20 protein-coding genes are annotated in these 25,324 nt (G+C 65.7%); 14 read left to right on the forward strand and 6 right to left on the reverse strand.

The window, feature by feature from the left end:
- The first annotated feature begins 55 nt into the window (after nt 1-55).
- From ftsW to recN, 11 genes are all read left to right on the forward strand, one after another.
- Nucleotides 56-1,207, forward strand: coding sequence for a putative lipid II flippase FtsW (gene ftsW, locus BRAGE_RS0102425; RefSeq protein WP_027560630.1), 1,152 nt, complete (start codon nt 56-58; stop codon nt 1,205-1,207).
- A 183-nt stretch (nt 1,208-1,390) separates the two neighbouring features.
- Nucleotides 1,391-2,491 (forward strand): undecaprenyldiphospho-muramoylpentapeptide beta-N-acetylglucosaminyltransferase, encoded by a 1,101-nt coding sequence (gene murG / locus BRAGE_RS0102430; protein ID WP_027560629.1) that lies wholly within the window; start codon nt 1,391-1,393, stop codon nt 2,489-2,491.
- Between the two features lie 150 nt (nt 2,492-2,641).
- Complete coding sequence (gene murC / locus BRAGE_RS0102435; protein WP_027560628.1) at nt 2,642-4,045, forward strand: UDP-N-acetylmuramate--L-alanine ligase; 1,404 nt, start codon at nt 2,642-2,644, stop codon at nt 4,043-4,045.
- Between the two features lie 263 nt (nt 4,046-4,308).
- Nucleotides 4,309-5,226 (forward strand): UDP-N-acetylmuramate dehydrogenase, encoded by a 918-nt coding sequence (gene murB, locus BRAGE_RS0102440; RefSeq protein ID WP_027560627.1) that lies wholly within the window; start codon nt 4,309-4,311, stop codon nt 5,224-5,226.
- Between the two features lie 125 nt (nt 5,227-5,351).
- Complete coding sequence (locus BRAGE_RS0102445) at nt 5,352-6,338, forward strand: D-alanine--D-alanine ligase family protein (RefSeq protein WP_027560626.1); 987 nt, start codon at nt 5,352-5,354, stop codon at nt 6,336-6,338.
- A 348-nt stretch (nt 6,339-6,686) separates the two neighbouring features.
- Nucleotides 6,687-7,715, forward strand: coding sequence for a cell division protein FtsQ/DivIB (locus BRAGE_RS0102450; protein WP_027560625.1), 1,029 nt, complete (start codon nt 6,687-6,689; stop codon nt 7,713-7,715).
- Nucleotides 7,712-9,034, forward strand: coding sequence for a cell division protein FtsA (gene ftsA / locus BRAGE_RS0102455; RefSeq protein ID WP_027560624.1), 1,323 nt, complete (start codon nt 7,712-7,714; stop codon nt 9,032-9,034). The genes BRAGE_RS0102450 and ftsA overlap by 4 nt, the downstream gene beginning before the upstream one ends.
- An 87-nt stretch (nt 9,035-9,121) precedes the next feature.
- Nucleotides 9,122-10,912: a cell division protein FtsZ gene (ftsZ, locus tag BRAGE_RS0102460; protein ID WP_027560623.1), complete on the forward strand. Its 1,791-nt coding sequence runs from the start codon at nt 9,122-9,124 to the stop codon at nt 10,910-10,912.
- Between the two features lie 364 nt (nt 10,913-11,276).
- On the forward strand, nt 11,277-12,239 hold the full coding sequence (gene lpxC, locus BRAGE_RS0102465; RefSeq protein ID WP_027560622.1) for a UDP-3-O-acyl-N-acetylglucosamine deacetylase: 963 nt from the start codon (nt 11,277-11,279) through the stop codon (nt 12,237-12,239).
- A gap of 245 nt (nt 12,240-12,484) precedes the next feature.
- Nucleotides 12,485-13,372, forward strand: a complete 888-nt coding sequence (locus BRAGE_RS0102470; RefSeq protein ID WP_027560621.1) for an outer membrane protein assembly factor BamD — start codon at nt 12,485-12,487, stop codon at nt 13,370-13,372.
- A 25-nt stretch (nt 13,373-13,397) separates the two neighbouring features.
- On the forward strand, nt 13,398-15,071 hold the full coding sequence (gene recN, locus BRAGE_RS0102475) for a DNA repair protein RecN (RefSeq protein WP_027560620.1): 1,674 nt from the start codon (nt 13,398-13,400) through the stop codon (nt 15,069-15,071).
- A 95-nt stretch (nt 15,072-15,166) separates the two neighbouring features.
- Here the strand turns inward: recN and BRAGE_RS0102480 are convergent, their stop codons facing one another.
- The gene (locus BRAGE_RS0102480; RefSeq protein WP_027560619.1) at nt 15,167-15,454 is read right to left on the reverse strand and encodes a GIY-YIG nuclease family protein; all 288 of its coding nucleotides are present in this window, start codon (nt 15,452-15,454) and stop codon (nt 15,167-15,169) included.
- 117 nt (nt 15,455-15,571) lie between these two features.
- Here BRAGE_RS0102480 and ligA point away from each other — a divergent pair, with 117 nt between their 5' ends.
- Entirely contained in the window at nt 15,572-17,725 is a 2,154-nt protein-coding gene (gene ligA, locus BRAGE_RS0102485) for an NAD-dependent DNA ligase LigA (protein ID WP_027560618.1), read from the forward strand.
- Nucleotides 17,726-17,893: 168 nt separating this feature from the next.
- Here the strand turns inward: ligA and BRAGE_RS0102490 are convergent, their stop codons facing one another.
- Nucleotides 17,894-19,174, reverse strand: a complete 1,281-nt coding sequence (locus BRAGE_RS0102490) for a multidrug effflux MFS transporter (RefSeq protein ID WP_027560617.1) — start codon at nt 19,172-19,174, stop codon at nt 17,894-17,896.
- Between the two features lie 341 nt (nt 19,175-19,515).
- Nucleotides 19,516-21,345: an aminopeptidase P family protein gene (locus BRAGE_RS0102495; RefSeq protein ID WP_027560616.1), complete on the reverse strand. Its 1,830-nt coding sequence runs from the start codon at nt 21,343-21,345 to the stop codon at nt 19,516-19,518.
- A 188-nt stretch (nt 21,346-21,533) separates the two neighbouring features.
- Here BRAGE_RS0102495 and BRAGE_RS0102500 point away from each other — a divergent pair, with 188 nt between their 5' ends.
- Nucleotides 21,534-21,719 (forward strand): hypothetical protein, encoded by a 186-nt coding sequence (locus tag BRAGE_RS0102500; RefSeq protein ID WP_027560615.1) that lies wholly within the window; start codon nt 21,534-21,536, stop codon nt 21,717-21,719.
- A gap of 96 nt (nt 21,720-21,815) precedes the next feature.
- Here the strand turns inward: BRAGE_RS0102500 and BRAGE_RS0102505 are convergent, their stop codons facing one another.
- On the reverse strand, nt 21,816-22,703 hold the full coding sequence (locus BRAGE_RS0102505; RefSeq protein WP_027560614.1) for a 50S ribosomal protein L11 methyltransferase: 888 nt from the start codon (nt 22,701-22,703) through the stop codon (nt 21,816-21,818).
- Nucleotides 22,704-22,866: 163 nt separating this feature from the next.
- Here BRAGE_RS0102505 and BRAGE_RS0102510 point away from each other — a divergent pair, with 163 nt between their 5' ends.
- A complete protein-coding gene (locus BRAGE_RS0102510) occupies nt 22,867-23,022 on the forward strand; it encodes a Flp family type IVb pilin (RefSeq protein ID WP_092212661.1) in 156 nt (51 codons plus the stop codon).
- Nucleotides 23,023-23,160: 138 nt separating this feature from the next.
- Here BRAGE_RS0102510 and BRAGE_RS0102515 read toward each other — a convergent pair whose 3' ends face one another.
- On the reverse strand, nt 23,161-23,346 hold the full coding sequence (locus tag BRAGE_RS0102515) for a hypothetical protein (protein ID WP_028146180.1): 186 nt from the start codon (nt 23,344-23,346) through the stop codon (nt 23,161-23,163).
- 186 nt (nt 23,347-23,532) lie between these two features.
- Entirely contained in the window at nt 23,533-25,143 is a 1,611-nt protein-coding gene (locus BRAGE_RS0102520; RefSeq protein ID WP_027560611.1) for a phytoene desaturase family protein, read from the reverse strand.
- Nucleotides 25,144-25,324: the final 181 nt, after the last annotated feature.

Genomic DNA, 25,324 nt, shown 5'->3' on the forward strand with positions numbered 1-25,324 from the left:
CCGGTAACCAACCTCGGCGACCAATGGGCGGACCTCTGTCCGAAAGCGGCCGCCCATGCTCTCCCGTGAAGAACGCACCCCCTTCTCCGAGTGGTGGTGGACCGTCGACAAGCCGCTGATGGGCGCCATCCTGGCCTTGATGCTCACCGGCGTGATCCTGTCGCTGGCGGCGAGCCCGCCGGTTGCGACCCGCATCGGGCTCGATCCGTTCCATTTCTTCAGCCGCCATGTGATGTTCCTGCTCCCGTCCTGCCTGGTGCTGCTCGGGGTGTCCTTCCTGTCGCCGCGGTCGATCCGCCGCAGTGCGCTGATCATCTTCGCGGCCAGCATCATCCTGATCGTGCTGACGCTGGCGATCGGCCCGGAGGTCAAGGGCTCGCGGCGCTGGATCACGCTGCTCGGCGTCAACATTCAGGCCTCCGAGATCGCCAAGCCGTCCTTCGTCGTCATCGCCGCCTGGCTGTTCGCGGAATCGACCAAGCGGCCGGAGATGCCGGCGACCTCGATGGCGCTGGTGCTGCTGCTGATGTTGGTGTCGCTCTTGGTGATGGAGCCGGATTTCGGCCAAACCATGCTGATCCTGATGGTGTGGGGCTCGCTGTTCTTCATCGCGGGCATGCGCATGATCTGGGTGTTCGGCCTCGCCGGTGCCGCCGCCGCCGGCTTGTTCAGTGCCTATCTGTTCGTTCCGCACGTGGCAGGGCGCATCAAGCGCTTCATGAACCCGGCCTCCGGCGACACCTTCCAGGTCGATACCGCCATGGAAGCCTTCTACAACGGCGGCTGGTTCGGCCTCGGGCCGGGCGAGGGCATTGCCAAGCGCAGCCTGCCGGACAGCCACACCGACTTCGTGTTCGCGGTCGCCGCCGAAGAGTTCGGCATCATCCTGTGCCTTGCGATGCTGGCGCTGTTCGCCTTCGTCGTCATCCGCACGCTGTCGCGCGCCTATGCCAATGAGGACATGTTCTCGCGCTTCGCGGCGTCTGGCCTTGCGATCCTGTTCGGCGTGCAGGCGGCGATCAACATGTCGGTGAACCTGCAGCTCATCCCCGCCAAGGGCATGACGCTGCCGTTCATCTCGTATGGCGGTTCCTCGATCGTGTCGCTAGCCTATGGCGTCGGCATGATGCTCGCGTTGACGCGGCTGCGCCCGCGCACCGAGGTCGAGGCCAGCGGCCGCGCCGAGGCGATGCGCAGCTACGCGTGACAGGTCTCGTGTCCCGGACCAGCGCAGCGGAGCGCAGAGCCGGGACCCAGAAATGTGGCAGCCATGGGCCCCGGTTCAGCAGCGCACCACGCCGCAAGATGCGGCGCGCTGCGCTGCGCCCGGGGCACGCGCACCGTGTAGCCGGCTCGCAATGACGAAAAAGTCCTTGTAAGACTATTTGCCATGGACACCTCCCCCCTGATTCTTCTCGCCGCGGGCGGCACCGGCGGCCATCTGTTTCCGGCCGAGGCGCTCGGCGTCGAGTTGATCCGGCGCGGCTTTCGCGTCCGCCTCGTCACCGACGAGCGCGCGCTGCGCTATAGCGGGCTGTTCAGCAAGGACATGATCGACGTCGTGGCCAGCGAGACCGCGCGCGGCCGCAATCCGTTTCAGCTCGCTTATGCCGGCCTCACCCTCGCCACCGGCACGCTGTCTGCGTATCGCCTGATCAAGCGCCTGAAGCCGGTCGCCGTCGTCGGTTTCGGCGGCTATCCGACACTGCCGCCGTTGGTCGCTGCAAAGCTCGCAGGCGTGCCCGGCATCATCCACGACGCCAACGCCGTGCTCGGCCGCGCCAACCGGTTTCTGTCGAGCCGCGTCCAAGCCATCGCGACGTCGCTGCCCGGCGTGCTCGATCGCGATCCGGCCCTGGCGGGCAAGACCACGACGGTCGGCACGCCGATGCGGCCGGCGATCCTCGCCGCAGCCGCCGTGCCGTATGTCGCGCCTGAGCCAAACGGCCCGCTGCGGCTGCTCGTCGTCGGCGGCAGCCAGGGCGCACGCATCATGGCCGACATCGTGCCCGGCGCGATCGAGCGGCTGGAATCGTCGTTGTGGAGCCGGCTGATCCTAACCCAGCAGGTCCGCGACGAGGACATGAGCCGCGTGCGCGCGGTCTACGACAAGCTCAAGATCAAGGCGGAGCTTGCGCCGTTCTTCACCGATCTGCCGGCGCGGCTCGCCTCCAACCATCTGGTGGTGTCGCGTTCCGGCGCCGGCACGGTGGCCGAGCTCGCCGCGATCGGCCGGCCCTCGATTCTCGTACCGCTGCCGGGCTCGATCGACCAGGACCAGTTCGCCAATGCCGGCGTGCTGGCCAAGGTCGATGGCGCGCTCCGCATCCCGCAGACCGAGTTCACCTCCGACCGTCTCGCGTCCGAGATCTCCGCCTTCGCCGCCGAGCCCGCGCGTCTTGCCGCCATGGCCGCCGCGGCGAAAGGGGCAGGCCGGCTCGATGCTGCCGAGCGGCTCGCCGATCTGGTGGTCAAAGTCGCTGGAATCTGACGCCCGTTCCGCCCCGGAATGGCCAAAAAAGCCCCTTGTCATGCCCCGCGAAAGCGGGGCATCCAGTATACGACGCAGCTGATTTGAATCTCAGGCGTCGCGGAATACTGGATCGCCCGCCTTCGCGGACGATGACCCCAAGGAAACCATATGAGACTGCCGCGCGAGATCGGACCCATCCACTTCGTCGGGATCGGCGGGATCGGCATGAGCGGCATCGCCGAGGTGCTGGTCAATCTCGGCTATACCGTGCAGGGCTCTGACGCCGCCGACAATTACAATCTCGACCGTCTGCGCAAGAAGGGCGCGAAGGTCTCGGTCGGCCATAAGGCCGAGAATGTCGATGGTGCCGAGGTCGTCGTGGTCTCCACCGCGATCAAGCGCGACAATCCGGAACTGATGGCGGCGCGCGAGCGGCGGATTCCGGTGGTGCGCCGCGCCGAGATGCTGGCCGAGCTGATGCGGCTGAAGAGCTGCGTCGCGATTGCCGGCACCCACGGCAAGACCACGACGACCACGATGGTCGCAACCCTGCTCGATGCCGGCGGGCTCGATCCCACCGTGATCAATGGCGGCATCATCAATGCGTATGGCTCCAACGCCCGGCTTGGCGCCGGCGACTGGATGGTGGTGGAAGCCGACGAGAGCGACGGCACGTTCTTGAAGCTGCCGACTGATGTCGCCATCGTCACCAATGTCGACCCCGAGCATCTCGATCACTTCAAAACTTTCGACGCCGTGCAGGACGCGTTCCGAAACTTCGTCGAGAACCTGCCGTTCTACGGCTTTGCCGTGATGTGCATCGATCATCCCGTGGTGCAGACTCTCGTCGGCAAGATCGAGGATCGCCGCATCATTACTTACGGCGAGAATCCGCAGGCCGATGCGCGGCTGCTCGACCTGACCCCGATGGGCGGTGGCTCCAAGTTCAAGGTCGCGTTTCGTGATCGCAAGACAGGGGCGGTGCATGAGATAGCCGATCTCATGCTGCCGATGCCCGGCCGCCACAATGCTTCAAATGCGACCGCTGCCATTGCCGTCGCACGCGAGCTCGGCGTGTCGGACGAGGAGATCCGCAAGGCGATCGCCGGCTTCGGCGGCGTCAAGCGCCGCTTCACCAAGACCGGCGAGTGGAATGGCGTCACCGTGATCGACGATTACGGGCATCATCCGGTCGAGATCGCAGCGGTGCTGAAGGCGGCGCGGGAATCCAGCAACGGCAAGGTCATCGCCGTGGTGCAGCCGCATCGCTACACCCGCCTGCAATCGTTGTTCGAGGAATTCTGCACCTGCTTCAATGATGCGGACGCCGTGGTGGTTGCCGACGTCTATGCCGCGGGCGAAGCGCCGATCGAAGGCGTCGATCGCGATCATTTCGTCGCGGGCCTGCGTGCGCATGGGCATCGCGAGGTGGTGCCGCTGCCGGGAGCGCCGGAGCTCGCGGGTATCGTCAAGGGCCTCGCGAAGTCCGGCGATCTCGTCGTGTGCCTTGGCGCGGGCAACATCACGCAATGGGCCTATGCATTGCCGGACCAGTTGAAGGCGCTGGAGTAGGGCGCGCGGATGTCGAGCCATCATCGATCACCGCCCGTGTGGCCACCCCTCTCCCTAACCCTCCCCCGCAAGGGGGGAGGGAACCCATCCGCCGATGCCTCCCTGACTCTCACAAAGGCTCAGAGGGCAGCTGCGGCGCCAGGGGAGGTGAGCACGCTGGTCGGGCTCCCTCCCCCCGTTGGGGAGAGGGGTAGGTCGCGGGCGCTGACGGACAATGTTGCCCGACGCAGTCTCATCGCAGCTCGCACGTCGGTCAGCACGCCATGAGCTTTCCCGACATCACCCCCTCGCTCAAAGCCGCGATGCCGGACCTGCGCGGTCGGCTGCTCGCCAACCAGTCGCTCGCCGAGCTGACCTGGTTTCGCGTCGGCGGTCCGGCGCAGGTGCTGTTCACGCCCGCCGACGAGGACGATCTCGCTTACTTCCTCGCGCATCTTCCGTCCGACATTCCCGTCTATGTCGTCGGCGTCGGCTCCAACCTGATCGTGCGCGACGGCGGCATTGCCGGCGTGGTGATCCGTCTCGCGCCGCGTGCCTTTGGCGAGGCGACTGCGGATGGCGACATCGTCACCGCGGGCGCTGCCGCGCTCGACAAGCGCGTGGCGGAAGTTGCAGCAAGCGCCAATATCGGCGGACTCGAATTCTACTTCGGTATTCCCGGCACGATCGGCGGTGCGCTGCGCATGAACGCGAGCGCCAATGGCGGCGAGACCAAGGACGTGCTGATCGAGGCGCGCGGCGTCGGGCGCGACGGCACCAAGCACACCTTCTCCAACGCCGAGATGAAGTTCGTCTACCGCAACAGCGGTGTCGATCCCTCCATCATCTTCACCTCCGCGCGCTTCCGCGGCGAGATCAAAGATGCCGAAGCGATCCGCGCGCGGATGGCGGAGGTGCAGACCCACCGCGAGACCGCGCAGCCGATCCGCGAGAAGACTGGTGGGTCGACCTTCAAGAACCCGCCGGGCCATTCCGCCTGGAAGCTGGTGGACGCCGCCGGCTGCCGCGGCTTGCGCGTCGGCGGCGCGCAAGTCTCGGAGATGCACTGCAATTTCCTGATCAACACCGGCGATGCCACCGCGCACGACATCGAGACGCTGGGCGAGACCGTGCGCGAACGCGTGAAGGTGAATTCCGGAATTGAGCTACACTGGGAAATCAAGCGGATCGGGGTTTCATGATCATCGTCATTCCGGGGCTCGCGAAGCGAGAGCCCGGAATCCATACTCACGATCGTGGTTATGGATTCCGGGCCTGCGCCTTGCGGCGCATCCCGGAATGACGAAGCAGATAGGTAACTGAGAACATGCGCATCACCATCCTCTTCGGCGGCTCCAACCGCGAGCGTCTGGTTTCGGTCGCCTCGGCCCAGGCGCTGCATCAGGCGCTGCCCGAGGCCGATCTCTGGTGGTGGGACGTCGAGGACAAGGTGCATGTGGTGCAGTCCAAGCAGCTGCTCGAACATGCCCGTCCGTTCGAGGACGAGTTCAAGCCCGGCACGCGGGGCATCCCGCTGGCGCAGGCGCTCGACCAGGCCAAGGCCGAAGGCCGCGTGCTGGTGCTCGGCCTGCATGGCGGGCGCGCGGAGAACGGCGAATTGCAGGTGATGTGCGAGGCGCGCGGCGTGCCGTTCACCGGCTCGGGCTCGGCCTCCTCGCATCTCGCCTTCGACAAGATCGCGGCCAAGCACTTCGCCGCGCTCGGCGGCGTGACGCCGCCGGCCAACATTGCGCTCGAGACCATCGACGAAGCCTTCGCCGAATATGGTCGGCTGATCGCAAAACCCGCCCGAGATGGCTCGAGCTACGGCCTGATCTTCGTCAACGCCAAACAGGACCTCGTCGCCGTCCGCAACGCCGCCAAGCACGAAGAATATGTGATCGAGCCCTACATCGCCGGCGTCGAGGCGACGTGCGGCGTGCTGGAGCGCCCCGATGGGTCGATCATCTCGCTGCCGCCGATCGAGATCATTCCGGGCGAGGGCAATTTCGACTACGCGGCAAAATATCTTTTGAAGTCGACCCAGGAGATCTGTCCCGGCCGATTCGCGCCCGAGATCACCGCCGCGCTGAAGGAGCAGGCGATGCTGGCGCACCGGGCGATGTCCTGCACCGGCTACTCCCGCTCGGACTTCATCGTCTCGGAGAGGGGCCTCGTCTATCTCGAAACCAACACGCTGCCCGGGCTGACCAAGTCCTCGCTCTACCCCAAGGCGCTGAAAGCCGAAGGCATCGCGTTCGTCGACTTCCTGCGCGGCCTGGTCGAGCTCGCGGAGCGGGGTGCGCGAAAATAATTAGGACTGGTTAACGGCCGAACGGCCGAAATGGCCCGGTTTGGGGTCCAAATCCGGTAAAATGCCGGACATCGCGGCATAAATGCCAGATATCGTGGGGCAAAAAGCATCCCGCGTTAACGAAGTTTACCTTTTGTTTACCAGGACATCCGAAGGTTAACGCTGGCGGCGCATATGGCGTTTTGGCTGCCGGCGCGTGAGCTGTCCTGGTGATGTCACCTCCAGCGAACGCTTTGAACGGGAGAGGTTTCTTCTGCTGAAGACCAGCACCCGGCCCGGCAAGTCCGAGACGTCATGTTCGCCAGGACCCGCGCGATGTCGCGGGCTAACTGTTGACGAGCTCGTGCAATGGATGGTGCAGGAAGCCTCACCCGGTCGCTTTTCAGATCGCTGAGGCCCCAAGCTGACCTGAAGGCGGCCGCTATCGGAGCGGTCGTGCTTCTGCGCGAGTGGGTGCAGGACAAGCGGGCCGAAGCTCGCGCTGCCGCCCAGGACAAGATCAGGACCAAGGCCAAGTCCAAGCCGGTCGTCGAGCGCGAGCCCCCGCCGCGTGTGGTCGCGCTGGTCGAGCGCTATCTGCCGCGCCGGGTCGGGCTCACCATGACCGTGGTGCTGTTGCTCGGAAGCTGCGGCTTCGGCATCGTCAAGGGCGGCCATCTCCAGGATTTCATCACCGCGGTCAGCGATGCCCGCAACGCGCTGGCCAATTCCGCCGGCTTCCGCATCACCTCGGTCGCGATCAACGGCCGCAAGCAGCTCACCCAGGACGAGATCCTCGCGATCGGCGGCGTCAGCGGCCGTTCCTCGCTGCTGTTCCTCGATGCCGACGCGGTGCGCGACAAGCTCAAGGCCAATCCCTGGATCGCTGATGCGACCGTGCTGAAGCTCTATCCGGGCCGGCTGATGATCGACATCACCGAGCGCCAGGCGTTCGCGCTGTGGCAGGAGGCCGGCCGGCTCTCCGTGATCGCCGACGACGGCGCCGTGCTCGAACCCTATGTCTCGCGCCGCTTCCTGGCGCTGCCGCTCGTGGTCGGCAAGGGCGCCGACACCCAGGCGCGCGATTTCCTGGCGCTGCTGGCGCGCTATCCGCAGATCAATTCGGTGACCAAGGCCGCGATCTATGTCGGCGAGCGGCGCTGGAATTTGAGGCTCAAGGACGGCCTCGACATCCGCCTGCCCGAGCAGGACGTCGGCAACGCGCTGGCGATGCTGTCCCGGCTCGACAAGGAGGACAGGCTGTTCTCCCGCGACATCGTCGCCGTCGACATGCGCCTGCCCGATCGCCTGGTAGTGCAGCTGTCCGACGACGCCGCCAAGGCGCGCGAGGAGCAGTTCAAGGACAAGAAGAAGAAAAAGGCCGGGGACGCCGCATGACCGGTCTTGATCGCAACCAGACGCCGAAGACGCGCCCGATGCCGCACAAACGCGGCGGCCTCGTCGCCTGCCTCGACATCGGCACCAGCAAGATCGCCTGCATGATCGCGCGGCTGAAGCCGTCGCCGCCGAGCGACGCGCTGCGCGGCCGCACCCATGCGGTGGAGCTGATCGGCTACAGCCAGATCCAGTCGCGCGGCATGAAGGCCGGCGCGGTGATCGATCTCGGCGAATGCGAGCAGGCGGTGCGCCAGGCCGTCGGGCTCGCCGAGAAAATGGCCAAGGTGCGGGTGGACTCCGTGCTGCTGTCGGTCTCCGGCGGCCGGCTCTCCGGCCAGCTGGTCGAAGCCGCCGCCGACATCCGCGGCGGCGCCGTGACGCCGGCCGATGTCAGCCGCGTCACCTCCACCGGCATGCGCCACGCCACCGGCGAAGGCCGCACCGTGCTGCACGCGCTGCCGGTCGGCTACACGCTCGACGGCGTCAAGGGCATCCGTGATCCCCGCGGCATGGTCGCGCATCAGTTCGGCGTCGACATGAACGTCGTCACCTGCGACGCCACCGTGGCGCGGAACCTGATGCTGGCGGTGGAGCGCTGCCACATCAACGTCGAAGCCATGGCGGCGAGCTCCTATGTGGCCGGTCTTTCCGTGCTGACCGACGACGAGGCCGATCTCGGCGCCGCCGTGGTCGAGATGGGCGCGGGCACCACCACCATCGCGGTCTATTCCGGCGGACGTTTCGTGCATGCGGCCGGTTTTGCGGTCGGCGGGCAACACATCACGATGGATCTCGCGCGCGGACTCTCCGCGACCATTGCCGATGCCGAGCGAATCAAGACGTTATACGGGACCGTCATCACCGGCGGATCGGACTCGCGTGAGCTGATGTCTGTACCGACAGCCGGTGACGAGCAGGATCTGCCGCAGATCGTCTCCCGCGCCACCATCGCCAACATCGTCAAGCACCGTGCCGAGGAAGTCTTCGAAATGGTTCGGGACAAGCTGAAGGATTCGCCCTTCGCCTCAGAGCCCAACGGTCGCGTCGTGCTCTCGGGCGGCGCCTCGCAGCTCACCGGTCTTGTCGAACTCGGCACCCAGATTCTCGGCCGGCCCGTGCGGGTCGGTCGTCCGCTCGGTTTCGGCCGGCTGCCCAACGAGGCGAAGAACGCCGCGTTCGCGGTGCCGGCCGGACTTCTCGTCTACCCTCAATATGTTCACCTCGAACATGTCGAACCGCGGCATACGCGGCAGCAGGTCAAGACAGGGACCGGCGGTTATTTCGGAAAGGTCGGACGATGGCTACGCGAGGGCTTTTGATGACTCATTTCCGCAATTCCCGATTTTCACCAACTCCCGCGGCCACCGGCCGGGGCGAACCCACGCGCGCGTGATCGAGAGGCAACCATGACCATCAGCATCAATGTTCCTGATATTCACGAACTGAAGCCCCGGATCACCGTGTTCGGCGTCGGTGGCGCCGGTGGCAACGCCGTCAACAACATGATCACGGCGGGCCTGCAGGGCGTCGACTTCGTGGTCGCCAACACCGACGCGCAGGCGCTGACGATGTCGAAGGCGCAGCGCATCGTGCAGATGGGCACTGCGGTCACCCAAGGCCTCGGCGCAGGTTCGCAGCCGAACGTCGGCGCCGCGGCGGCGGAAGAGGTGATCGACGAGCTGCGCGACCATCTCTCGGGCGCCAACATGGTGTTCGTCACCGCCGGCATGGGCGGCGGCACTGGCACGGGTGCTGCTCCGGTGATCGCCAAGACCGCGCGCGACATGGGCATCCTCACCGTCGGCGTCGTGACCAAGCCGTTCCACTTCGAAGGCGGCCGCCGCATGCGCACCGCCGAAGCCGGCATCAACGAGCTGCACAAGGTCGTCGACACGCTCCTGATCATCCCGAACCAGAACCTGTTCCGGGTCGCCAACGAGAAGACCACCTTCGCCGACGCCTTCGCGATGGCCGACCAGGTGCTCTACTCCGGCGTTGCCTGCATCACCGACCTGATGGTCAAGGAAGGCCTGATCAACCTCGACTTCGCCGACGTGAGGGCGGTGATGAGGGAAATGGGCAAGGCGATGATGGGCACGGGCGAAGCGTCCGGCGACAAGCGCGCGCTGACCGCCGCGGAAGCCGCGATCGCCAACCCGCTGATCGACGACTCATCGATGAAGGGCGCCAAGGGCCTCCTGATCTCCATCACCGGCGGCAAGGACCTCACGCTGTTCGAGGTGGACGAAGCCGCGACCCGCATCCGCGAGGAAGTCGACCAGGACGCCAACATCATCGTCGGCGCCACCTTCGACGAAGCGCTCGACGGCCTGATCCGCGTCTCGGTCGTCGCCACCGGCATCGAGCAAGCCGCGATCGCCCGCAACAGCCAGGCGACCTCCGCTCCCGTCGCGAACGCCGCGCCGCAGGTGCAGCAGGCTCCTGCCGCTCCGGCCGCCGCTGCCGAGAGCCGTCTCGCCGACCTCACCGCGCGGCTCCGCGCCGACAACCAGCGCCTGGCCGAACGCGCCCAGAAGCTGGAAGCGCAGATCCCGGCCGCCGCTCCGGTTGCGGCCGCCCCGGCCGCGCCGCGTGCGAATGTCGAGCGCGCCGCGCTCGCCGCCATCGCCGCCGCCGTCTCCGATGTGCCGCAGGCGCCGCAGACCTATGGTGACGTCACAGTGCGCCCGATCGCGCAGAAGCCGACCCTGTTCCCGGAGCCTGAGCAGGCCCCGATGGCGATGCAGGAGCCGATGACGCCGGAAAACTTCATCCCGCCGCAGGCCGAGCGCCCGCCGGTCCGTGCGCCGCGGATGCCGCGCCTCGAGGAACTGCCGATGCCGGCCCAGGCCGAGCTTCGCCAGGCCCGCGGCGAGGTCGAGGAGGAGACCCCGCAGAAGAGCCGCCTGTCGCTGCTCCAGCGACTCGCCAATGTCGGCCTCGGCCGCCGCGACGAGGAGAGCGAGCCGCCGGTCGCCGCCCGCACCGCCGGTCCCGCGATGCCGCCGCTGCCCGATCGCCGTTCGCAGAAGAGCGTGGCGCAGCAGATCGCGGCCAGCGAGCCGGTATCGGAGTATGCGCGCCGTCCCGCGCCGCAGGGTCTGGACATGCATGGCCGCCCGGCGCCTGTTGCGCCGGCGCCACAGGGTGACGACCATCTTGATATCCCGGCCTTCCTGCGGCGGCAGGCGACCTGAGGATTGTTACAATAGGGCAGACGAAAAAAGGTCCCGGCAGCAAGCTTGCCGGGACCTTTCCTTTTCTCCCGTGCATGCCCGGATTGCGCAGCCAAACAACTGATTTTAAATCATTAATTACGTATTCGGTGGTTCAGTAAAACTGCCGATATCGGCTCGAAACTCCGGCGCAATTTGGTTAAGCCTTGGCGCGAATACGGCAGGTTTGGGGTAACAATCGGTAAAAAAGCGTGAGTTGGCGCTGTTTGAGGCAGCAACTATGGTTTGCCGTGACTTGGGGATACGGAGATTCGCAACCGTCGGCACTGGCCGGCCAAGTGGGTCTAGTATAAGTCGCAGTGGGTCGTAGTGGGGCGGATTCCTGATGAAATTTAGCCGGCAAACAACGCTTCGCGCGCAAGCCACCGTGGCAGGCGTAGGCGTTCACTCCGGTCTTCCCGTGACTCTCACGCTCGGGCCTGCGCCTGTCGACGCGGGTTTTATTTTTGTCCGTACCGGCCTTGAGGGAAGTGACCGCGAAGTTCAGGCGACCGCCGAGCAGGTGATCGCAACCGATTTCGCCACCGTCCTCGGCGACCGCAGCGGTCCTTTGGTGTCCACCGCCGAGCATGTGCTTGCTGCGCTGCGGGGCATGGGCGTCGACAACGCCACCATCGAGATCGACGGACCGGAAGTGCCGATCATGGACGGCAGCGCGGCGGCCTTCATTGCGGCGATCGACCAGGCCGGCATCGTCACCCAGCCGGCGCAGCGCCGCTTCATCCAGGTTCTGAAGCCGATCTCGGTCAAGATCGGCGACTCCTTCGGCGAGATCCGGCCCTATGCCAACGGATTCCGTGCCGAAGTCGAGATCGACTTCACCAATCCCGTCATCGGCCAGCAGAGCTATTCCTTCGAGCTCAGCACGGAACGTTTCCGCCGCGAAGTCGGCCGCGCCCGCACCTTCGGCCTGATGTGCGATGTCGCCCGTCTCTGGAGCGCGGGCTACGCCCTCGGCGCCTCCTTCGACAACACCGTCGTGTTCGACGAGGAGCGGCTGCTCAACACCGAAGGCCTGCGCTACGCCGACGAATGCGCCCGCCACAAGGTGCTGGACGTGATTGGCGACCTCGCGCTGGCCGGCCTGCCGCTGCTCGGCGCCTACCGTTCGGTTCGCGGCGGCCACAAGCTCAACCATGCCGTCCTGACCGCGCTGCTTGCCGACCGTACGGCCTGGCGCGTTGTCGAGGGCGAGGCGGCTCGCCGCACCGCGCGTCCGCTGGGCGAAGTCGGCCGCGGCATCGTCGGCGGCCGGATCGCTGCGGCCTACGGGCCGGACGTGTCCTGAACAGACCTGTTGTCGCGGGTGCGCGGCGGCCTTTTCCCCGGGAAACTCCTGGTAACCATGATCCGCTAGCATTGCGGCAATTTCGCCTTAATCCGGGCGGAATGCCTGCCTATCGGGTGGGTTAGCGAACGTTTTTCGGTTACTCCTGCGTGGTCGCATGGCAGGCACCACGGTCACATTTCGCGCCCATGACCGGGTTCATGGGCTGGCGGGCACCGCATCACAGGGCGTCAGGTCTTAAATTCATGTCGGCACAGCGTATGACGCGCGGATATCTCTCGGTCTCGTCTGGCGCCCGCGGGCTGCTTCACGCCGCCACCTTCATCCTGCTCGCGCTGCCGCTGGCCGGCTGCGGCACCGGCGCACTCTGGGACAAGTTCACCGCCAAGGACGACACCTTCGTCGAGGAGCCCGCCGACAAGATCTACAATGAGGGCTTGTACCTCATGAACGAAAAGAAGGACATGAAGGCGGCGAACAAGAAGTTCGAAGAGGTCGACCGCCAGCATCCTTATTCCGACTGGGCCCGCAAATCGCTGCTGATGTCGGCCTACGCCTCCTACCAGGGCGGCGACTTTGACGGCTGCATCGGTGCCGCCACCCGCTACGTCACGCTGCATCCCGGCAGCCCGGACGCGGCCTATGCGCAGTACCTGATCGCCGCCTCCCATTACGACCAGATTCCGGACGTCAGCCGCGACCAAGCCCGCACCGAGAAGGCGATCGCCGCGCTCGAAGAGGTGGTGCGCAAATATCCGAACTCGGAATATGCGACCTCGGCCAAGGCCAAGATCGAGGGTGCGCGCGACCAGCTCGCCGGCAAGGAAATGAATGTCGGCCGTTACTACGCGCAGAAGCGCGACTACACCGCGGCGATCAACCGCTACAAGACCGTCGTGACGCAGTACCAGACCACGCGCCACGTCGAGGAGGCGCTATTCCGCCTCACCGAGGCCTATATGGCGATCGGCATCGTCGGCGAGGCGCAGACCGCGGCCGCCGTGCTCGGCCACAATTTTCCTGACAGCCGCTGGTACAAGGACGCCTATAATCTTGTAAAATCGGGCGGTCTCGAACCGAGCGAGAATCAGGGGTCCTGGATCAGCCGGACCTTCAAGAAGATAGGTCTGTAGGTCCTCGGCTAGGAAATCTGGTTCCATGCTGGCGCGTCTGTCGATCCGTGACATCGTCCTGATCGAACGGCTCGATATCGAATTCGCCACTGGCCTTGCGGTTTTGACCGGCGAGACCGGTGCGGGCAAATCCATCCTGCTCGATGCCTTTGCGCTGGCGCTCGGCGGCCGCGGCGATGCCGGCCTCGTGCGTCACGGCGCGGAGCAGGGGCAGGTCACCGCCGTGTTCGATGTCCCCAAGAATCACCCCGCAGCAAAAATCCTCGCCGAGAACGGCCTGGAAGACACCGGCGAGATGATTCTCCGCCGGGTGCAGCTCGCCGACGGCCGCACCCGCGCCTTCATCAACGACCAGTCGATCAGCGTGCAGACGCTGAAGGCGGTCGGTGCCGCCCTGGTCGAGATCCACGGCCAGCACGACGAGCGTGCGCTGGTCGATGCCGCCACCCACCGCCGCCTGCTCGATGCCTTCGCCGGTCTGGAGAAGGACGTCGCCGCAGTCGAAGCGCTCTGGGAGGCCCGCCGCACCGCCAACACCACGCTGGAAGTGCACCGCGCCGGCATGGAGCGCGCCGCGCGCGAGGCCGACTATCTGCGCCATGCCTCCGACGAATTGAAGCAGCTCGCGCCCAAGGACGGCGAGGAGACAGCGCTGGCCTCGCGCCGCACCACCATGATGCAGGGCGAGAAGATCGCCTCCGATCTGCGCGAGGCGCAGGAGGCCGTCGGTGGCAATCATTCGCCGGTTGCGGCACTGTCGGCCGCGGTGCGCCGGCTGGAACGTCGCGGCGTGAACTCGCCGACGCTGGTCGAGCCTGCCGTGCGGGCGATCGACACCGCGATCAACGCGCTGGAGGAAGCCGACCAGCATCTCCAGGCCGCACTTGCCGCGACCGACTTCGACCCGGCCGAGCTCGAGCGCATCGAGGAGCGGCTGTTCGCTTTGCGTGCGGCCTCGCGCAAATATTCGACGCCGGTCGATGGCCTGGCTGCGCTGGCTGCCAAATATGCCGCCGATGTCGTGCTGATCGATGCCGGCGCCTCGCAGCTCAAGAAGCTGGAGCAGGCCGCGATCGAGGCCGATTCGCGTTATGCGGCTGCCGCCAAGAAGCTGTCGCTGGCGCGGCAGAAATCCGCGGAGAAGCTCAACAAGGCCGTCAACGCCGAGCTCGCCCCGCTCAAGCTCGAGCGCGCCAAGTTCATGACCCAGGTCGAGACCGACGAGGCGGCGCCAGGCCCGCAAGGCTTCGACCGCGTCGAGTTCTGGGTGCAGACCAATCCGGGCACGAGGCCGGGGCCGTTGATGAAGGTCGCCTCCGGTGGCGAGCTGTCGCGCTTCCTGCTGGCGCTCAAGGTCGTGCTGTCCGACCGCGGCTCGGCGCCGACGCTCGTCTTCGACGAGATCGACACCGGCGTCGGCGGTGCGGTCGCGGACGCCATCGGCGCGCGGCTGGCGCGCCTCGCCGGCAAGGTGCAGGTGATGGCCGTGACCCACGCCCCGCAGGTCGCCGCCCGCGCCGACCAGCATTTGCTGATCTCCAAGGACGCCCTCGACAAGGGCAAGCGCGTCGCCACCCGCGTCAATGCGCTCGCCGCCGACCACCGCCGCGAGGAGATCGCGCGGATGCTGGCGGGAGCGGAGATCACCGCGGAGGCGAGGGCCGCCGCGGAGAGGTTGCTCAAGGCAGCGACGGCGTAGTCTGTTTCCACCGTCATTCCGGGGCGATGCAAAGCATCGAACCCGGAATCTTGAGATTCCGGGTCTGGTCCTTCGGACCATCCCGGAAGGACTCCTTATTTGCAGATCGACTCGTACAGATCATTCCAGTCTGGATTGTCCTTCTCGATCAGCTGGATTTTCCAGGCCCGCTTCCACTTCTTGAGTTCTTTCTCGCGTGAGATCGCCGAGATCGGATCGTCGTAGACCTCGAACCAAACTAGCTGCGTGATGTTGTATTTGGCCGTGAAGCCCCGGACGGCCTTGATTCGATGCTCGTAGACGCGACGCACGAGGTCATTGGTGATGCCGACATAGATTGCCCCATCTCGTCGGCTTGCTAGAATATAGACGTAATACGCCATGAGCCCCTCCCACGACTTCGTCATTCCGGGGCGCACGAAGTGCGAACCCGGAATCTCGAGGTTCCGGGTCTGGTCCTTCGGACCATCCCGGAACGACGGAGCACAACTCTAAGTACAATGGCAAGAGCAGCAAAATCCAAAGCAAGGCCGCTTCGCGACGTCACCGAGCTCACCAAGGCGCAGGCCAAGGTCGAGCACATGCGGCTCGCGCTCGAGCTCGAGGAGCACGATCGCCGCTATTATCAAGAGGACGCGCCCAGCGTCACCGACGCCGAATACGACGCGCTGCGCCAACGCTTCAACGCTATCGAGAAACGCTTTCCGGAATTCGTCAGCGCGGACTCGCCCTCGCAGAAGGTCGGGGCTGCGCCGTCGGGACGCTTCACGAAGGTGCGTCACTCCCTTCCCATGTTGTCGCTCGACAATGCCTTTGCCGAAGAGGACGTGCGCGACTTCGTCGGCCGCATCGTGCGCTTCCTGAAGCTCGACGACGGCAAGGTCGATTTCTCCGCCGAGCCGAAGATCGACGGCCTGTCGATGTCGCTGCGCTACGAGGGCGGCGATCTCGTCACCGCGGCGACGCGCGGCGACGGCGCGGAAGGCGAGGACGTCACCGCCAACATCCGCACGCTCGAAGACGTGCCGCAGAAGCTGAAGGGCCGCAACGTCCCCGACATCTGCGAGGTGCGCGGCGAGGTCTACATGACCAAGAAGGCGTTCCTGGCGCTCAACGAGCGGCAGAAGGCGGCGGGCGACACCATCTTCGCCAACCCGCGCAACTCGGCCGCGGGCTCGCTGCGGCAGAAGGACCCGACCATCACCGCCTCGCGTCCCCTGGGCTTCTTCGCCTATGCCTGGGGCGAGATGAGCGCGATGCCCGAGGGCACGCAGAGCGGCATGATCGGCTGGTTCGAGCGCTGCGGCTTCAAGACCAATCCGCTGACCAAGCTGTGTCACTCGGTCGAGGAGATGCTCGCCTTCCATCATTCCATCGAGGAGCAACGCGCGCGGCTCGACTACGACATCGACGGCGTCGTCTACAAGGTCGACCGCATCGACTGGCAGGAGCGGCTCGGCTTCGTCTCGCGCACGCCCCGTTGGGGCATCGCGCACAAATTCCCGGCCGAGCGCGCCATGACGGTGCTGCGCGACATCGAGATCCAGGTCGGGCGTACCGGCTCGTTCACGCCGGTCGGCAAGCTCGAACCGGTCGGCGTCGGCGGCGTGATCGTGCAGAACGTCACCCTGCACAACGAGGACTACATCAAGGGCATCGGCAACAAGGGCGAGGTGCTTCGCGAGGGCCGCGACATCCGGATCGGCGACACCGTCGTGATCCAGCGCGCTGGCGACGTCATTCCGCAGGTGGTCGATGTCGTCCTCGACAAGCGGCCGAAGACCGCCAGGGAATTCCACTTTCCCAAGAAGTGCCCGTGCCCGCTGCACACCGACGTCACGCGCGAGGAGACGGCGGCGGGCGAAGAGGGCTCGCGCGCCCGCTGTACCGGCGAGTTCGCCTGCCCCTATCAGAAGATCGAGCATCTCAAGCTGTTCGTCTCGCGGCGCGCGTTCGACATCGATGGGCTCGGGGAGAAGCAGCTCCAGTATTTCTTCGATGAAGGATGGGTCAAGGAGCCCGCCGACATCTTCACGCTGGAGAAGCGCAATTCGAAGCTGAAGCTCGAGGAGATCGAAGGCTACGGCGCGACCTCGGTGCGCAATCTGTTCGGCGCGATCGAGAGCCGGCGCAAAATCGCACTGGAGCGTTTCGTCTATGCGCTCGGCATGCGCCATGTCGGCGAGACCACGGCGCTGGCGCTGGCACGCGGCTACGGCTCCTGGGATGCCTTCCACGACGCCTGCCTCAAGGTCGCCAAGGGCGACGAGGAGGCGATGACGGACATGGACGCGCTCGACCAGATCGGCGACACCGTGATCAAGAGCATCGCCGATTATTTCGGCGAAAGCCACAACCGCGGCATCGTCGAGCGGCTGACGAAAGAGGTCGAGATCGTCGACGCCGAGAAGCCGAAGAGCAACTCCGCCGTCGCCGGCAAGACGGTGGTGTTCACCGGCTCGCTGGAGAAGATGACGCGCGACGAGGCCAAGGCCACCGCGGAGCGTCTGGGCGCGAAAGTGTCGGGCTCGGTGTCGAAGAAGACCGATCTCGTCGTCGCCGGCCCCGGCGCCGGCTCGAAGCTCGCGGAGGCCAACAAGCACGGCGTCAAGGTGCTGACCGAGGACGAGTGGCTGAAGCTGATCGGGGAGTGATTGCAATTCACTCTCCACCTACTCCGATGTCATCGCCCGGCTTGACCGGGCGATCCAGTATTCCAAAGACAGCGCGAGGATGCGGACAAGCCGCGGCGTACTGGATCCCCCCGCCTTCGCGGGGGATGACACCGAGGGTGTTGTGACTGCCGTCGCCCACAGCGACGGCTACATCATTCCGCTTTCTTCCTCTTCCGCCTGCTCGATCAGCGTCTCGCTCACCACCACCTCGCGGCGGGGGACGACGAAGATCATCATGCAAGCACAGAGCAGCGAGATCGCCAGCACTGCCGAGGTCAGCGGTAGCGTCGTTGTTGAATGGCCGCCGAGATAGGCGCCGAATTGCGACATCAGCGCGCCGATGCCCTGCTGGAGGAAGCCCATCGCGCCTGATGCGGTGCCGGCTGCTTCGGGGCGGATGCTGATGGCACCTGCGGCCGAGTTCGCCATCACGAAGGCATTGCCGACCATCACGATCATCTGCGTGCCGAATAGCCAGGCCGGTGCCTCGTTCCAGCCGGTGAAACTGAACAGCAGGTTCAGCAGGCTGCCGCACAGCTGCAGGCCGAGACCGAACCAGATCAGTTTCTCCAGCGAGTGCCGCGGCGCAAAGCGCACGCAGAGCAAATTGCCGACGAGATAGGCAAAGCCGGTCGTAGCGAACCAGGCGCCGTATTCTGCGCTGGTCCGGCCCATCTGCGTGACCACGATATAGGGGCCGCCACCGGCGAAGGTGAAGATGATCTGCGACGCCAGTACCTGGCACATCACATAGCCGATGAATGCGCGGCTCTTGATCAGGGTGCCGACGTCGCTGCGAAAGCCGCCGCTGCCGACTGCGCGGTCGCGGCGCGTCTCCGGCAATGCGATCGCGATGCCGACGGCGACCGCGATCGCGCCGATCGTGACGGCGTAGAAGATGGCGCGCCAGCCGAACGCGGTCTCGATCAGGCCGCCGGTGAGCGGCGAGACCATCTGGCCGATCATCAGGGCGGCAACCACGAGGCTGATCATGGAGGCAACGCGGTCGCGCTCGTAGATGTCTCGGATGATGGCACGGCTGATCACCATGCCGGAGGCGCCGCCCAGTGCCTGGAAGAAGCGCGCTGCGATCAGTTGCGGCAGGGTCTCGGCGAAGATGCAGGCGATGCTCGCTGCGACCATCAGCGCGAGGCCTCCAAGCAGCACCGGACGCCGGCCGAACTTGTCGGACAGCGGCCCCATGATGAGCTGCGACATCGCGATGCCGACCATGTAGAGCGACACCGTCATCTGCGCGATCGAGATGTCGCGCCCGAACGTCGTCGCCAGCACCGGCAGTGCCGGAACCAGGATGTAGAGCGATATCGGCGCGATCCCGGTCATGACGACCAGCAACAGCAACACCACGCGCGAGGTCGCGATGTTCTTCGTTGCCGCATCCGGCGGCCTGCTGATCATGCCGTGCATTGTCGTCCGTCTTTCGAAGTCGAATCGACTGTAGCGTGCTCACGCAAGACGGATATCGGCGTTTCGGAATGCGGCTATTCGGATTTCGGGACGGTGGTGATGAGACCGTGCGCAGGCCGTTATTCTACGGGGCGCGCGTGTCGAGATGTTGTGCGTTCGTGCCGCATCTTCGCTGTCATTCCCCGCGAAGGCGGGGAATCCAGTATTCCAGAGGCAGTCGTGATTGAATCGAGCGGCCGCAGAGTACTGGATGCCCCGCCTTCGCGGGGCATGACAGCTGTGGTGAAGCGGGAGCGTTGCGCAAATCGCGTAGAGCTATGCGTCGTGCTCCGGCACGCGCGCTACGCCTTCAGCTCCGCCGTCGCCTGGTCGAGCCACGCCTTCGTCGCCTCGTCCAGTGCCGGTCGCACCTCGGCCCGCACGCGCGCATGATAGGCGTTGAGCCAGTCGAGCTCGTCACGGCTCAGCATCGCCACATCGATCAGCCGGCGATCGATCGGCGCCAGCGTCAGCGTCTCGAACGCGTTCATCGGCTTCTCGGCGCCCTTGATGTCGGCGGCGACGACGAGCTCGAGGTTCTCGATGCGGATGCCGAAGCCGTCGGTCTTGTAGTAGCCGGGCTCGTTGGAGAGGATCATGCCGCGCTTCAGCGGCGTCGTGCCGAGCTTGGAAATGCGCGCCGGCCCTTCATGCACACTGAGATAGCTGCCGACGCCGTGGCCGGTGCCGTGCTCGAAATCGACGCCGGCGGACCAGAGATATTGCCGCGCCAGCGTGTCGAGCTGCGCGCCGGTGGTGCCATCGGGAAACACGGCGCGCGCGATCGCGATATGGCCGCGCAGCACGCGGGTGAAGCGGTCGCGCATCTCGTCGGTCGGCTCGCCCACCGCCATGGTGCGGGTGACATCGGTGGTGCCGTCTTCATATTGCGCGCCGGAATCGATCAGCAGGAGATCGCCCGGCGCGATGCGCCGGTTGCTCTTGCGGGTGACGCGGTAATGCACGATGGCGCCGTTCGGCCCCGTTCCGGAGATGGTCGGGAACGACACGTCCTTCAGCGCGCCGGTGTCGCGCCGGAAGGTCTCCAGCGCCTCGACGGCGTCGATCTCGGTGAGCTTGCCGCTTCCGGCCTCCCGGTCGACCCAGGCGAGGAAGCGTGCCAGCGCCACGGCGTCGCGGACATGGGCCGTTTTCGTGCCGGTAATCTCGGTCGCGTTCTTGACTGCCTTGAGCAGCGCGATCGGATCGTTGCCGCGCACCGGCTTGCCGCCGGCGCTCGCGATCAATCGGCTCAGCGCGTCGGCGGCGGTGGCATTGTCGAGCGCGATCGCCGCGCCGCTCTTGGCCAGCGCCATCAGCGTCGGCGCCATCGCGTCGGGCTCGCGCACATCGGCGGACTGCTCGAGATGATCGCGCGAGAGATTCGAGAGCTTGCGGTGGTCGATGAAGATGGTGGGACGGCCGTCCTTCGGCACCAGCGCATAGGACAGCGGCAGCGGCGTATGGGCGACGTCGGCGCCGCGGATGTTGAAGGTCCAGGCCACCGCATGGCTGTCGGACAGCACCAGCGCGTCGACCCCGAGCTTGTCGATCTCGCTCCTGATCTGCGCGAGCTTCGCAGCCTCGGCGGTCCCCGCATATTGCAGGCCGTGGACGGCGACGGGCGCGAGCGGCGGCTGCGGCCGGTCCTGCCAGATCGCATCGACCGGATTGCTGTCGACGGCGACCAGCTCGGCGCCGGCCTTGGCGCAGGCCGCCGCGAGGCGCTCGGCTGCCGCAGAAGTGTGCAGCCACGGATCAAATCCTAGGCGATCGCCCGCCTTCAGGTGCGCCGACACCCAGCTCTCCGGGGGCGGATCGACCAGAGACTCCACCGCCCAGGCTTTGGCGTCGACCTGCTTGGCGGCCTGGATGGTGTAGCGGCCGTCGACGAACACCGCGGCCTCGTGCGTCAGCACCACGGCCAAGCCTGCCGAGCCGGTAAAGCCGGTCAGCCAGGCGAGGCGCTCCTCCGACGGGGCCACATATTCGTTCTGCTGCTGGTCAGCGCGCGGAACGATGAAGCCGGTCAGCTTGCGGCGGGCGAGCTCTTCACGGAGCGCGGCCAGGCGCGCCGTCAATGCGACGCCGGCTTCAGGTTCCTCGAATGTCTGGAAGTGTGCTTCGAACATGATGGGCTCAATCTAGGACCATGGGGATCGGTCCGCAATGCGGACGCAATTGCGCCGCATCTGGCATGGACTGTGCTTGAAAATCTGCCATTCGAATTGAGTGGAGTACAGGATGCAGCAGTTGCGCTTCGTCCGGATAACAGGGAAATTCGAGCAAGTGGTTCATCTCAACGGCGAGGGGACACACGATGCCAGCGTTCACGTTTGAGAAGATCACGCCGCCGGTCCGCCGCGCCCCGGCCGAAACCCAGCCTGAGAAGCCGCGCGGCCTCATCAGCCAATTGATCGATCGTTTCGCCGAACGCCGCGCCAGGCGCGCCTTGCAGGGCGAGGGCGCGATGCAACGGGACGAGAAGCCGGGCGAAGTTTCGTAGGGTGGGCAAAGGCGCGAAGCGCCGTGCCCACGATCTTTCTCCAGCGGCGACAGATGGTGGGCACGCTTTCGCTGTGCCCACCCTACGTCATCTCGCTTACCCCACCTTCCGCAGCAACAAGCTGCTCCAGCCCTCGATCCGTAGATGCCTGAGCGGCACGAGGTCGCGCGCGCGGTAGGCGGCGATCACGGCGGGAGCCTGGTGCGTGAGCAGGCCGGAGAGGATGACGCGGGCGCCGGGCGCCAGGTGCCGCGCCATCGGCCCGGCCAGTTGCCTTAACGGATTGGCAAGGATGTTGGCCAGCACCAGGTCGAACGGGCCGGATTTGGCAAAATCGGGTGCGGCAAAGCCGGTCGCGCGGATCACCCGGACGCAGGTGCCGACTTCGTTCAGCGCCGCGTTCTCGGCCGCCACCCGCACCGAGGGCGGGTCGATATCGGAGGCCAGTACCGCGCGATGCAGCGCCTTCGCCGCCGCGATGGCGAGCACGCCGGTCCCGGTGCCGAGGTCGAGAATGTTCCGTGGCCCGGAACTCTTCAGGACATGGTCAAGCAACAGTAAACAGCCGCGGGTGGTGCCATGGTGGCCGGTGCCGAAGGCGAGCGCCGCCTCGATCTCGATCTTGAGCTTGTTCGGCGCGACGCGGTCGCGGTCGTGGCTGCCGTGCACCACGAAGCGTCCGGCCGGCACCGGGACGAGATCTTCCAGGCTCGCCTTGACCCAGTCCTTGGCTTCGACCGTATCGAAGACGAGAGTCGCGGCGATCTCATTTCCTGCTGAAGTTGCAACGAGTTCGCGCAACAATTCCTGATCCGGCGCGTCGGCGAAATGCAGCGTGACGTCCCATCGTCCGTCCGGCCGCTCGAACGCCGCGACCGCCGCATCGCCCTCGAAGAACACCTCGGTGAGCACATCGACAACGCGCTTTGCCGAGGCCTCGTCGGCAAGCGAAAAGCTAGCGCGGTGGGTGGGGGAAGGCTGCATCCTGGGGTTCCGTCAGGTTCAATTTTTGGAACTTTTGTTCCAAATTTCCGTACAACTTGCAATTCGCCGATTAACCCGACTGCAGGTTGCGCCCCGTAGATTTGCGGATGTTGGGGCTGACCAACACAGCTTGAAATGGAAACGGAGGCGAATCTTGAAGTCCATGGTTTTGAAGTTCTGGTCCGATGAATCGGGTGCGACCGCGATCGAATACGGCCTGATTGCGGCCGGTATTGCGCTCGCGATCATCACCGTGGTGAACGGTCTCGGCACCACGATGAACGAGAAGTTCGGTTCGATTAGCAGCTCCTTGAAGTAATTTCCGCCTCCTATTTCCCAGCGGGGGCACCTTTCTTCATGGACAGTCATATTTCGACGAACGCCCGCTGGGGGAATTGCCCTCCGGCGGGCGAGGTCGTTTTAGGGGCTGCTTCTGACAGGAAGACGCGGTCGTGCCTCAGTTTGAACTGGGTGGCCTGAAGCCAGAGACCAGTTGGATATGAATGTCTTGGGCGACTATCCGGCGCGCCCATTCAGCCTGATCTTCCGCAATCAGTTTCGCGACCAGCAACTCGTCCACGATCGACGCGGCAATTTGCTCGCTCCAGCGGATGTCTTCCGCGTTTCTCTTTTCGTCGATCATGCGAGACACTCCCCGGCGTCCACAGCCTGTCCGCCCGTCATTCGGGGGCCATCCACCGTCTTATACCCTACTTATCCCGCGCCTTTTCCACAGCTGATCCGGGCTTGTATGAAAGGACCATGCCCGGTTCACCACAGCCCTGCCAACAGGCCTCTCCACAGCCCATCCACAAACTCGTCCACAGACCTATCCACGGCTTCCGAACAGGCTGCGATGATCCCGTAGGATCGCCTGCGCCGCGTTGTGGCCGGGGGCGCCGGTGACGCCGCCGCCGGGATGGGCGCCCGAGCCGCAATGATAGAGGCCTTTGAGGGGGCCGCGATAATCGGCATGGCCCAGCATCGGCCGCGCCGAGAACAGCTGATTCAAGGTCAGCGCGCCGTGGAAGATGTCGCCGCCGAGGAGGCCGAACTGCCGTTCGAGATCGAGCGGCGACAGGATCTGGCGGCCGAGCACGCTTGCCGCAAAGCCCGGCGCATAGTTATCCACCGTCGCGATCATGAGATCGGCGACCTCGTCGCGATGGTCGTCCCAGGACTTGCCGTCGGGCAGCTCCGGCGCGACGTGCTGGCAGAACAGGCTGGCGACGTGCTTGCCTTCCGGCGCGAGCGTGTCGTCGAGCGTCGAGGGGATCAGCATCTCGATGACCGGTTCGCGGCTCCAGCCCTGCGCGCGCGCATCCAGATACGCGCGGTCCATGTAGGGAAGGCTTGGCGCGATGATGATGCCGGAGGTGAGGTGATCGCCATCATCAGGCAGCGCCGTGAAGGAGGGCAGGCGGTCCAGCGCCACATTCATGCGGAAGGTGCCGGAGCCGTTCTTCCAGTGCCTGATACGGGCGAGGAATTCCGCCGGCAGGGCGTCGGCCGCGATCAGGTGCGTGTAGAGCAGCTTTGGATTGACGTTGGCTGCGACGTATTTCGCGCGAATGGTCGTGCCGTTCTCCAGCACCACGCCGACGGCGCGGTCGCGCTCGACGATCACCTCGCGCACGCCGGCATCAAGGTCGATCACGACACCACGGCTCTGCGCGGCGCGCGCCATCGCCTGCGTGATCGCACCCATGCCGCCGATGGCGTGGCCCCAGACGCCCTTCTTGCCGTTCACCTCGCCAAAGGCGTGGTGCAGCATCACATAGGCCGAGCCGGCGGCGTAGGGGCTGGCGTAATTGCCGACGATGGCATCGAAGCCGAACAGCGCCTTGACCAGATCATGCTCGAAGCGCTCGTCCAGCATCTCGCCGGCCGAGCGGGTGAAGAGGTCAAGCAGGCTGCGGCTCTGCTCCAATGTCAGGCCGCGCAGGATGTTGGCGCTCTGCAATGCGTTGACGGCCTCGCGGATCGCGTTCGGGCCAAAGCCGTCGAGCAGGTTCGGCGGTGCGCGCAGCACGAATTGCCTGAGCACGTCGGCGATGTCCTCCAGCTCGCGCGAGAAGCCGTCAACCGCCTCCGCATCATGCGCGCTGAGCCGTGCGACCGACGCTTTGGTCCGTCCCTCGCCGGTGAGGAGATAGCTGCCATCAGGTGCGGGCAGGAAATTCTGCGCGCGCCGCTCGACGATTCGCAGGCCCTGCTCGGCGAGGCCCAAATCGCGGATCACCTGCGGATTGAGCAGGCTCACCGTGTAGGCGGCGACCGAATTGCGGAAACCAGGATGAAACTCCTCGGTGACCGCGGCCCCGCCGACCACCTTGCGGCGCTCGACCACGCGCACGCGCAGGCCTGCCATCGCGAGATAGGCCGCGCAGGTGAGGCCATTATGGCCAGCGCCGATGATGACGACGTCGGTTTCGGTCATGATGTCCCTGGCGTCATTCCGGGGCGATGCGCAGCATCGAACTATGGTGCGGGCTCCGCACCGGAGAATCTCGAGGTTCCGGGTTCGCCTCTTCGACGCGCCCCCGAATGACATCTCTATATCAAGCATTCCCCGCTGCAACATCACGTGCCCCTTTATTGCCCGTTCAGGCGCGGTGTGC

The sequence above is a fragment of the Bradyrhizobium genosp. SA-4 str. CB756 genome, assembly GCF_000473125.1.
Classification (GTDB): Bacteria; Pseudomonadota; Alphaproteobacteria; order Rhizobiales; family Xanthobacteraceae; genus Bradyrhizobium; species Bradyrhizobium arachidis.